Origin of the sequence: Mesorhizobium sp. M7A.F.Ca.CA.001.08.2.1, from assembly GCF_003998455.1 — a bacterium.
GTDB lineage: Bacteria > Pseudomonadota > Alphaproteobacteria > Rhizobiales > Rhizobiaceae > Mesorhizobium > Mesorhizobium ciceri.
In genome coordinates this window covers 1-9,523 of sequence record NZ_RZPW01000166.1, presented here as the reverse complement: position 1 = coordinate 9,523, position 9,523 = coordinate 1, and the positions used below count along the sequence as shown (strand labels likewise).

The window sequence follows — 9,523 nt, the reverse complement described above, 5'->3', positions numbered from 1 at the left end:
CCGCAAGGCCGTCCTCGGCTCGGCGCCGCGCGTCGCGGTCGAAGCGGCAGCCCGGCTGGGCTGGGACCGCTGGATCGGCGAGACCGGCGCTTTCGTCGGCATGACCGGCTTCGGCGCCAGCGCCCCTGCCCCCGACCTCTACCGGCATTTCAACATAACGTCCGAAGCGGTTGCTGCAGCGGCGCTGAAGCTCATCATCTAGGAGGATTCACAATGGCTCGCATCACCCTTCGCCAGCTTCTCGACCATGCCGCCGAGCACGGCTACGGCGTACCGGCATTCAACATCAACAACATGGAACAGGGCCTCGCCATCATGGAAGCGGCCAAGGCCTGCGACGCGCCTGTCATCATCCAGGCTTCGCGTGGCGCCCGATCCTATGCCAACGACATCATGCTGGCCAAGATGATGGAGGCGCTGACCGAAATCCACCCAACCATCCCGCTATGCATCCATCAAGACCACGGCAACAGCGAGGCCACCTGCCTTTCCGCGATCCGCCACGGCTTCACCTCGGTGATGATGGACGGATCCTTGATGGCGGACGCCAAGACGCCGGCAAGCTACGACTACAACGTCGCCATAACCGAACGCGTCGCACGTATGGCGCATTGGGTCGGCGCTTCCGTCGAAGGCGAACTGGGCGTGCTCGGCTCGCTGGAAACCGGCCAAGGCGAGGCCGAGGATGGCCACGGCGCCGAGGGCGCGCTCTCCCACGACCAACTCTTGACCGATCCCGATCAGGCGGTCGACTTCGTGACCGCAACCCAGGTCGACGCGCTGGCGATTGCCTGCGGCACCTCGCACGGTGCCTACAAATTCACCCGCAAGCCGGACGGCGACATCCTGGCCATGCAGGTGATCGAGGCGATCCACGAGAAGCTGCCCAACACGCATCTGGTCATGCACGGCTCTTCCTCTGTGTCGCAGGAGTTGCAGGACATCATCAACAGATACGGCGGCGAGATGCCCCAGACTTTTGGCGTCCCGGTCGAGGAGATCGAGCGCGGCATCCGCTACGGCGTGCGCAAGGTCAATATCGACACCGATTGCCGCATGGCCATGGCCGGGCAGTTCCGCCGCGTCGCGACGGAAGACCCGCGCGAGTTCGATCCCCGCAAATTCCTGAAGCCCGCCATGGATGCCTTGCGCGACCTTTGCCGGGACCGCTTCGAGCGTTTCGGTACGGCGTCCAACGCCTCGAAGATCAAGGTCATCGCCATGGACGAGATGGCGAAACGTTACGCCGCGGGAAAACTCGACCCCCAAATCGCAACCGCGAAAGCCGCCTGAGCAACAAACAGGAGACCTGTCATGAACAAGATCGACATACTGCCAGCGGGGACGCTCAAGGAAGGCAAGGAGCGCTACAAGTCAGGGGTCATCCCCTACAAGAAGATGGGCTACTGGGAGCCTGACTACAGGCCCAAGGAAACCGATCTGATCGCCATGTTCCGGATCACGCCGCAACCCGGTGTCGACCACGAGGAGGCGGCAGCCGCCATCGCCGGTGAATCCTCCACCGCGACGTGGACCGTGGTGTGGACCGACCGGCTGACAGCTTGCGAGCTCTATCGCGCCAAGGCGTTCAGATCCGAGCCGGTGCCGAACACCGGTCCCGGAACCAAGACCGAGCAACAGTACTTCGCCTACATCGCCTACGACCTCGACCTGTTCGAGCCGGGCTCGATCGCCAACCTGACCGCATCGATCATCGGCAATGTGTTCGGCTTCAAGGCAGTCAAGGCTTTGCGGCTGGAAGACATGCGTATCCCGGTGGCGTATCTCAAAACTTTCCAGGGGCCGGCGACCGGCATCGTGGTGGAGCGTGAGCGGCTCGACAAGTTCGGCCGGCCGCTGCTCGGCGCGACGACGAAGCCGAAGCTCGGCCTGTCGGGACGCAATTACGGGCGCGTCGTTTATGAAGCGCTGAAGGGCGGCCTCGACTTCGTCAAGGACGACGAGAACATCAACTCACAGCCCTTCATGCATTGGCGCGACCGCTTCCTCTACTGCATGGAGGCCGTGAACAAGGCGTCGGCTGCCACCGGCGAGGTCAAGGGCCATTACCTCAACGTCACCGCCGGCACGATGGAGGAGATGTACGAGCGCGCCGAATTCGCCAAGCAACTTGGCTCCTGCATCGTGATGATCGATCTGGTCATCGGCTACACAGCGATCCAGTCGATGGCCAAGTGGGCACGCCGCAACGACATGATCCTGCACCTGCACCGTGCCGGCAACTCGACCTATTCGCGCCAGAAGAACCACGGCATGAATTTCCGCGTCATCTGCAAATGGATGCGCATGGCCGGCGTCGACCATATCCATGCCGGCACGGTGGTCGGCAAGCTGGAAGGCGACCCGCTCATGATCAAGGGATTTTATGACACGCTGCGCGAGGAGCGCACGCCGCAGAACCTCGAAACCGGGCTGTTCTTCGATCAGGAATGGGCCTCGCTCAACAAGGTGATGCCCGTTGCCTCGGGCGGCATCCATGCCGGCCAGATGCACCAGTTGATCCACTATCTCGGCGAGGACGTCATCCTGCAGTTCGGCGGCGGCACGATCGGCCATCCGGACGGTATCCAGGCAGGCGCGACGGCCAATCGCGTCGCCTTGGAAGCGATGATCCTGGCCCGCAACGAGGGGCGCGATTATTTGCGCGAAGGGACCAAGATCCTCGAACAGGCAGCCAGATGGTGCACGCCGCTGAAGGCTGCCCTGGAGACCTGGAAGGACGTCACCTTCAACTACGAATCGACCGACACGGCCGACTTCGTGCCAACCGCAACGCCCAGCTTCTAGACGAAAGGAACCGTCGTCATGATGACCAATCCGGGAAACAAGGTCACACAGGGGCAGTTCTCGTTCCTGCCCGACCTGACCGACGAGCAGATTTCGGCGCAGATCAAATACGCGCTGAAGAACCATTGGGCGGTCAGCGTCGAGTACACGGACGATCCGCATCCGCGAAATACCTATTGGGAAATGTACGGCAACCCGATGTTCGACTTGAAAGATCCGGCGGGCATACTGCTCGAGGTCAATGCTTGCCGGAAAGCCTGTCCGAACATGTATGTGCGGGTAACCGCCTTCGATTCGACCAAGGGCTGGGAAGCGCCGCGCATGTCGTTCATTGTCAACCGGCCGCCCAGCGAACCCGGGTTCCGGCTGCTGCGCCAGGAGCGTGACGGCCGCAGCCAGGGTTATTCGATCGTGCCTTATGCGACCGACAGGCCCGAAGGCGAGCGGAGCTAGCCGAACCATGCTGAACGCGATGACAAAGGACGCTGCCGCACAAGACGCGAGGGTTGATCTGCAGGCCGAGTTCGAGGCGTCCAACATCGACGAGGTGATGGACAAGCTCGACCGAGAACTCGTTGGCCTGAAGCCGGTCAAGACCCGCATCCGCGAGATCGCCGCCCTCCTCCTGGTCGACCGGCTTCGCCGCAGGTTCGGACTGACATCGGGCGCGCCGACGCTGCACATGAATTTCACGGGAAATCCCGGCACCGGAAAGACCACGGTGGCGCTGAGGATGGCCGAAATCCTGCATCGTCTGGGTTATGTCCGCGAAGGCCACATGGTCGCCGTGACTCGCGACGATCTCGTCGGCCAGTATGTGGGCCACACCGCGCCCAAGACCCGCGAGGTGATCAAGCGTGCCATGGGCGGCGTGCTTTTCATCGACGAGGCCTACTATCTCTACAAGCCAGAGAACGAACGCGACTACGGCCAGGAATCGATCGAAATCCTGCTGCAGTGCATGGAGAACAACCGTGACGATCTGGTTGTGATCCTTGCCGGCTACAAGAACAAGATGGACCGCTTCTTCGACAGCAATCCCGGCATGCGTTCGCGCATCGCCCACCACCTCGACTTCCCCGACTATGGCGTCAGCGAACTGAAATCGATCGCCGAGATTATGCTCGCGGAGCAGAATTATCGCCTCAGCGAGGCGGCGTCCCAGGCGCTCGAAGAGTATCTTCCGATCCGCATGAGGCTGCCGCATTTCTCCAACGCGCGTTCGGTTCGCAATGGGCTTGACCGGGCGCGGCTGCGGCAGGCTAACCGGCTTTTCGCATCGCGCAGCCGGGTGTTGACCAAGGCCGATCTTATCACCATCGAGGAATCCGACATTCGCGGCAGCCGCGTGTTCGCGGAAGGGAAACTGGAAGGCGAACCGGAGACGAAGATGCGCTGACAGGACGAAGCGGCCGGCGCAGCGACCAACACCGCAGACAGAATTGGAGACGACGACCATGGTCACCGGGACAATCATCGCACCCTCCGTGCTTTCCGCGGATTTCTCGCGGCTCGGCGACGAGGTCGAAGCTGTCGTGCGGGCGGGTGCCGACTGGATCCATCTCGACGTGATGGACGGCCACTTCGTGCCCAACATCACCTTCGGTCCGCCGGTGATCAAGGCGATCCGCGACCGAACGGACAAAATCTTCGACTGCCATCTGATGATCGCGCCGGCCGACCCCTATCTGGCCGCGTTCGCCGACGCCGGTTGCGACATCATCACGGTGCATGCAGAGGCCGGGCCGCATCTCGATCGTTCCCTGCAGGCGATCAAAAATCTCGGCAAGAAGGCCGGCGTATCGCTGAATCCTTCGACGCCGGAGAGCGTCATCGAGTATGTGCTCGACAGGCTCGATCTGGTGCTTCTGATGACGGTCAATCCAGGCTTCGGCGGCCAGGCCTTCATTTCCGCGGTCATCGAGAAGATCAGGCGAATCAAGGCATTGGTTGGCCACCGCCCGATTGACATCGAAATCGATGGCGGCGTCACGGCCGAAACCGCCCCGCTGGTCGCCGCGGCCGGCGCCAATGTGCTGGTCGCCGGGTCGGCCGTGTTCAAGGGAGGCGCCGAGGCGGCCTACCGCGCCAACATTGGAACCATCCGACAGGCGGCCGACGGTGCGATCCGGAAAGCCGCGTAAACCATTTCATCGGAGGCAAGCATGGCGGCCGTTCCCCCTGTCTGCGATTTCGGCTGGCGCGCGATCGATGCCGTTTTGCCCGGCGTCGACGGCAGGTCGCATTCGATCCTCAGCCAGGCCGGCCCGAACGGCCTGGTCGTGGCCTTCATCTGCAATCACTGCCCTTATGTGAAGGCGGTGATTTCACGTATCGTGTGCGATGCCAACGACCTCAAGGCCGAAGGTATCGGCTTTGTCGCAATCAACTCGAACGATGCCGACACCTACCCGGAGGATTCCTTCGACCAAATGAAGCTCTTCGCCACGACGAACGGCTTCAGCTTCCCTTACCTGCACGACCAGCGCCAAACTGTAGCGCGCGATTACGTGGCGGTGTGCACTCCCGATTTCTTCGGGTTCAACAGCGAGTTGGGATTGCAATATCGCGGTCGGCTGGACGCCTCGCGACGAGAAGCCGGAGCGCCCGGGCTGAGACGCGATCTGTTCGAGGCGATGAAGCAGGTTGCCCGAACCGGCGACGGGCCGCTGGACCAGGTCGCCTCGATCGGCTGCTCGATCAAGTGGAAGGATGACGCATGAACGTCGGCGCAGGTAGGCCGCTTCGATCGCCGAAGGCGATCCTGTTCGACCTCGACGGCACGCTGGTCGACTCGGCACCGGACATAGCGGCCGCCGTCAACGAATTGCTGGCCAGCCGCGATCTGCCGCCGCTGCGCCTGGACCGGGTCAAGGCCATGATCGGCGGCGGTGTCAGGAAACTGATCGAGCGAGCCTTCGCGGCATCGGGAGCGCCACTGCTCGGCAACGCTCTCGATGAGGCAAACCGCGTCATGGCGCCTATCTACCGCCGGCACCTGACCGGCCTGACAAGGCTGATGCCTGGCGTCAGGGAGGCCCTCACCCACTTTCATTTGGGCGGAGTAAGCATGGGGGTGGCAACCAACAAACCGCAGTTGGCGACCCGCGAAATCCTGCTTCATTTCGGATTGACGGAATATTTCGGTGCGATCGTCGGCGGAGACGCGGTGACATACCTGAAACCGGCGCCCGATGCCCTGCTGCTGGCGTTGGCACAGCTAGGCGTCGACCCGGGTGACGCGCTGCTGGTCGGAGACAGTGGCGCTGACCTGGGCGCCGCACGCGCCGCCGGCATGCCCGTCATTCTGCTGCGTGGCGGCTACAGCCACATTCCGGTGGAAGAGCTTGGCGCCGATCTTGTTTGCGACAGCCTTTTCGATCTGCCTTCGGCAATGCAGGGGCTGCAAGCCGATGCGTGATCGAGGCGAACGCCGGCCGAACGCAAGTTCGAACGGCCGGCGGCGCGCTATTTCGAGAATTGCTTCAGATAGGCGATGACATTGGCGATGTCTTCGTCCTGTTTGAGGCCGACGAACGCCATCTTTGTTCCTTTGACCATGGCCTTGGGATCGTGAAGGTAAGTCTTCAGCGTGGGTTCATCCCATTTGACGCCGGACTTGCCTGCCGCGACCATCGCCTGAGAATAGCTGAACCCCGGGTGCGTGCCGGCTGTTCGGCCGATGACGCCGTTCAACGACGGGCCGACCTTGTTCTTGTCCTGGTCGGCGACATGGCAGACCTTGCATTTGGCGAAGACCTTCTCACCCGCCGCCGCGTCCTGTGCCTGGGATTGGCTCGCGATGAAGGGCACAACGGACATGACTGCGAAAAATGCGATTGCGCGCATGGTATTTCCTCATTGATCGTCTGGGTGCCCTGGACGATTTGCGCATGCCGATCCTTTGATCCGTCGGCATGCGCCTTACGCGGTGGCGTGGAAATTCCGCTTCTCCCGTGGAGCCGCGCCGCGTCACCTGGAAGCTAATCGGCATGTTGTGAAAGTCAATCGTACAAAGGTTTAGAGGCCTGGGTTCTCAAGGATCCTGTCCATTCGTCTTTGTTGACGGCTATTGGGCGAGCGCGTAGCTTGACCTCATTCCGGTTTCTCCATTGGCACCTTGAGAAATCCGGCAAGTGGCGGTTTTGTCCTGGCTCCTGGTTGGGCTGGACTCGCCGAGATGGGCGTTTGGGAACGCGCAAGAGGTGCTGAATGGACATGGTCGATCTCATATTGACGGTTTGCCTCAGCGCCAATCCGAGCAATTGCCGAGACGAACATCTCTATTTCGAGAGCCGCGGCACCCTGTTCCAATGCATGTTCCTTGCCCCCAGCGAAATCGCGAAATGGTCTCAAGAACACCCGACCCTCAAGGTCATGCGCTGGAAATGCGCATTTCCGAGCAAGGAACGAGCCATCTGATTTGGCAGCGCGGAACCCTGGGGAGGAGGTGTCATGATGGTTTCACGGCGCATGACGTTGCGTCTGGCGGTTCTCGGGACAGCCGCTGTTCTTGCTACCAGGCCAGCCGTTGCGGCAGCCAGGATTCGCCTCGGTGTGCTGAAGTTTGGAACCGTGAGTTGGGAACTCGATACGCTACGGCAGCACAAGTTCGATGCCGCTAACGGGATCGATCTGGAGATCATCGACTTCGCCGGCGAGGATGCAACCAATGTCGCGATGCAGGCTGGCGCGATCGACATGATCGTCTCCGACTGGCTGTGGGTCTCGCGCCAGCGCTCCGAAGGCGGCGACCTCACATTGTTCCCCTATTCCACCGCCGTGGGCGCGATCATGGTGAAGGAGGGTTCACCGATCCGGACGGTCGCCGATCTTCTTGTCCTTGAGATCGGCGTCGCCGGCGGCCCGCTCGACAAGAGTTGGCTGCTGATACAAGCGCTGACCAGACGCGATCTCGGCGTCGACCTGTCGGCAACCAGCGACATCGTCTTTGGCGCGCCGCCGCTGATTTCGGAAAAGGCGATACAGGGCGAACTCGATGCAGTGCTGAATTTCTGGCATTTTTGCGCCCGTCTCGAGGCCAATGGCTTCCGTCGATTGATCGGCGTGAATGACGCGGCAAAGACGCTTGGGGCTCTGGGACCCGTGTCGGCGCTCGGTTACGTCTTCCATGACCAATGGGCGAACGAGAACCCCGATGCCGTCAGGGGGTTCGTGAGGGCGTCCGCGCAAGCCAAGGACTTGCTGGCCAGATCCGATGACGAATGGCTGCGCTTGGCGCCGATCATTCGCGCGGAAGGCAAGGAACTGGAAAAACTGCGCGATCGCTATCGTCAGGGCATTCCCAGACGGTCGGTCGCCGAGGAAGCGGCTGACGCCGGCAGGCTATACCATGTGCTGGCGGCGATCGGCGGCGCGAAGCTGGTCGGCAGCGCGCCGGAGATGGCGCCCGGCACATTCTGGCAGGAACCCTGGAAATGACCGCATTGGAAACCGACGGCACGCGTGATGCCCCGCCGAGCATGTCCGGCCGACGCAGCCTGGCGACGGCACTGGCGCCCGCGCTGACCGTAGCGGTTTCCCTGCTCGGGCTTTGCCTGCTGTGGAACCTTGCGGCAGGCGTCTGGCCAAGCCGTGCCTTTCCAGGACCTGGGCAGGTCTGGCAGGTGCTTCTCAGGGAGGCTGCGAGCGGCGACCTCTTTTACCATCTCGGCGTGACCCTCGGCCGGGTCGCCGCAGCATATATCGTCGCAATGATCATCGGATCCGTCATCGGCGTTTTGCTCGGCAGCTATCGTCGCGTCGACCGTTTTTTCAACCCGTGGGTGATTCTGTTCCTCAACATCCCGGCACTGGTGGTCATCGTCCTCGGCTACATCTGGTTCGGCCTCAACGAGGCGGCGGCGATCGGCGCAGTGGCAGTGAACAAGATCCCGAATGTCGTGGTGACGATGCGTGAAGGCGCCAGGACACTTGATCCAAGTTATGCCGAGATGGCCACCGTCTATCGCTTCGGCCGCCTTGATCGCATCCGCCATATCCTGCTGCCGCAATTGCAGCCCTATCTTGCCGCCGCGTCGCGATCCGGCATCGCCCTCATCTGGAAGATCGTCCTGGTCGTCGAACTGCTCGGCCGCTCGAACGGTGTCGGCTTCCAGATCCATCTCTATTTCCAGCTTTTCGATGTCGCCGCCATTCTTGCCTACACGCTGGCTTTCGTGGCGGTGATGCTTGTCATTGAACTTCTCCTGGTGCAGCCCGTTGAACGACATGCAACCCGTTGGCGCCGTCGTCCCGCTTAAGGTCGACATCGCCGAAAAGACCTTCAGGTCCGCGCGAGGCGTCTCGATCACGGCGCTTCAGGATCTTTCCTTCGAGGTCCGGCAAGGCGAATTCGCCTGCTTGCTTGGACCGTCGGGCTGCGGCAAGACCACGACGCTGCGTATCCTGCTTGGCTTGGACAAAGACTTTTCCGGCTCCTTCCAGTTGCCGCAAGGAGGTTCGAACCGCATCGCCGCCGTATTCCAGGAACCGACCCTGCTGCCGTGGCGAACGGTGGAGCAGAATGTCAGGCTGGCGTTGCCGAAAAGCTTGAGGGCGAAAGATCTCGACGGGCTGTTCGACACGCTCGGCCTCGCGGCCATGCGCTCGCTCTATCCTGCCGAACTGTCGCTCGGCCTTGCGCGCCGGGCAGCACTTGCCAGGGCTTTCGCCACGGAGCCGGCGGTGCTTTTCCTGGACGAACCCTTTGTCT

At 62.0% G+C, this 9,523-nt stretch carries 13 protein-coding genes; 12 read left to right on the top strand and 1 reads right to left on the bottom strand.

Annotated features, from left to right (window positions below; translation table 11 throughout):
• The 8 genes from EN914_RS12575 to gph all read left to right on the top strand — a co-directional run.
• Positions 1–202: transketolase-like TK C-terminal-containing protein (locus tag EN914_RS12575; RefSeq protein ID WP_164778726.1), on the top strand; the 202-nt coding region annotated here is incomplete at its 5' end.
• 11 nt (positions 203–213) lie between these two features.
• The gene (gene fba / locus EN914_RS12570; protein ID WP_024504378.1) at positions 214–1,293 is read left to right on the top strand and encodes a class II fructose-bisphosphate aldolase; all 1,080 of its coding nucleotides are present in this window, start codon (positions 214–216) and stop codon (positions 1,291–1,293) included.
• Between the two features lie 21 nt (positions 1,294–1,314).
• The gene (locus EN914_RS12565; RefSeq protein WP_013532056.1) at positions 1,315–2,808 is read left to right on the top strand and encodes a ribulose-bisphosphate carboxylase large subunit; all 1,494 of its coding nucleotides are present in this window, start codon (positions 1,315–1,317) and stop codon (positions 2,806–2,808) included.
• A gap of 18 nt (positions 2,809–2,826) precedes the next feature.
• Complete coding sequence (locus EN914_RS12560; protein ID WP_013532057.1) at positions 2,827–3,261, top strand: ribulose bisphosphate carboxylase small subunit; 435 nt, start codon at positions 2,827–2,829, stop codon at positions 3,259–3,261.
• 7 nt (positions 3,262–3,268) lie between these two features.
• Positions 3,269–4,207: a CbbX protein gene (gene cbbX / locus EN914_RS12555; RefSeq protein ID WP_024504376.1), complete on the top strand. Its 939-nt coding sequence runs from the start codon at positions 3,269–3,271 to the stop codon at positions 4,205–4,207.
• Between the two features lie 58 nt (positions 4,208–4,265).
• Complete coding sequence (gene rpe / locus EN914_RS12550) at positions 4,266–4,952, top strand: ribulose-phosphate 3-epimerase (protein ID WP_013532059.1); 687 nt, start codon at positions 4,266–4,268, stop codon at positions 4,950–4,952.
• A gap of 21 nt (positions 4,953–4,973) precedes the next feature.
• Positions 4,974–5,531 carry a thioredoxin family protein gene (locus EN914_RS12545; RefSeq protein ID WP_024504375.1) on the top strand — a complete coding sequence of 186 codons (558 nt, stop codon included), beginning with the start codon at positions 4,974–4,976 and terminating at the stop codon, positions 5,529–5,531.
• Positions 5,528–6,229 (top strand): phosphoglycolate phosphatase, encoded by a 702-nt coding sequence (gph, locus tag EN914_RS12540; protein WP_013532061.1) that lies wholly within the window; start codon positions 5,528–5,530, stop codon positions 6,227–6,229. The genes EN914_RS12545 and gph overlap by 4 nt, the downstream gene beginning before the upstream one ends.
• Before the next feature lie 47 nt (positions 6,230–6,276).
• Here gph and EN914_RS12535 read toward each other — a convergent pair whose 3' ends face one another.
• Positions 6,277–6,657 (bottom strand): cytochrome c family protein, encoded by a 381-nt coding sequence (locus EN914_RS12535; RefSeq protein WP_024504374.1) that lies wholly within the window; start codon positions 6,655–6,657, stop codon positions 6,277–6,279.
• Between the two features lie 363 nt (positions 6,658–7,020).
• Here EN914_RS12535 and EN914_RS12530 point away from each other — a divergent pair, with 363 nt between their 5' ends.
• From EN914_RS12530 to EN914_RS12515, 4 genes are all read left to right on the top strand, one after another.
• Positions 7,021–7,230: a hypothetical protein gene (locus tag EN914_RS12530; RefSeq protein ID WP_013532063.1), complete on the top strand. Its 210-nt coding sequence runs from the start codon at positions 7,021–7,023 to the stop codon at positions 7,228–7,230.
• A 33-nt stretch (positions 7,231–7,263) separates the two neighbouring features.
• Entirely contained in the window at positions 7,264–8,250 is a 987-nt protein-coding gene (locus EN914_RS12525; protein ID WP_127389100.1) for an ABC transporter substrate-binding protein, read from the top strand.
• Positions 8,247–9,071: an ABC transporter permease gene (locus EN914_RS12520; RefSeq protein WP_024504372.1), complete on the top strand. Its 825-nt coding sequence runs from the start codon at positions 8,247–8,249 to the stop codon at positions 9,069–9,071. The genes EN914_RS12525 and EN914_RS12520 overlap by 4 nt, the downstream gene beginning before the upstream one ends.
• Positions 9,040–9,523 (top strand): ATP-binding cassette domain-containing protein (locus EN914_RS12515; protein WP_127389101.1); only part of this gene is annotated, 484 nt, incomplete at its 3' end. The genes EN914_RS12520 and EN914_RS12515, both read left to right, overlap by 32 nt.

Coding starts and splice junctions, on each gene's coding strand:
- fba (WP_024504378.1), top strand. CDS start 214: ATGGCTCGCATCACCCTTCGCCAGCTTCTCGACCATGCCGCCGAGCAC.
- EN914_RS12565 (WP_013532056.1), top strand. CDS start 1,315: ATGAACAAGATCGACATACTGCCAGCGGGGACGCTCAAGGAAGGCAAG.
- EN914_RS12560 (WP_013532057.1), top strand. CDS start 2,827: ATGATGACCAATCCGGGAAACAAGGTCACACAGGGGCAGTTCTCGTTC.
- cbbX (WP_024504376.1), top strand. CDS start 3,269: ATGCTGAACGCGATGACAAAGGACGCTGCCGCACAAGACGCGAGGGTT.
- rpe (WP_013532059.1), top strand. CDS start 4,266: ATGGTCACCGGGACAATCATCGCACCCTCCGTGCTTTCCGCGGATTTC.
- EN914_RS12545 (WP_024504375.1), top strand. CDS start 4,974: ATGGCGGCCGTTCCCCCTGTCTGCGATTTCGGCTGGCGCGCGATCGAT.
- gph (WP_013532061.1), top strand. CDS start 5,528: ATGAACGTCGGCGCAGGTAGGCCGCTTCGATCGCCGAAGGCGATCCTG.
- EN914_RS12535 (WP_024504374.1), bottom strand. CDS start 6,657: ATGCGCGCAATCGCATTTTTCGCAGTCATGTCCGTTGTGCCCTTCATC.
- EN914_RS12530 (WP_013532063.1), top strand. CDS start 7,021: ATGGACATGGTCGATCTCATATTGACGGTTTGCCTCAGCGCCAATCCG.
- EN914_RS12525 (WP_127389100.1), top strand. CDS start 7,264: ATGATGGTTTCACGGCGCATGACGTTGCGTCTGGCGGTTCTCGGGACA.
- EN914_RS12520 (WP_024504372.1), top strand. CDS start 8,247: ATGACCGCATTGGAAACCGACGGCACGCGTGATGCCCCGCCGAGCATG.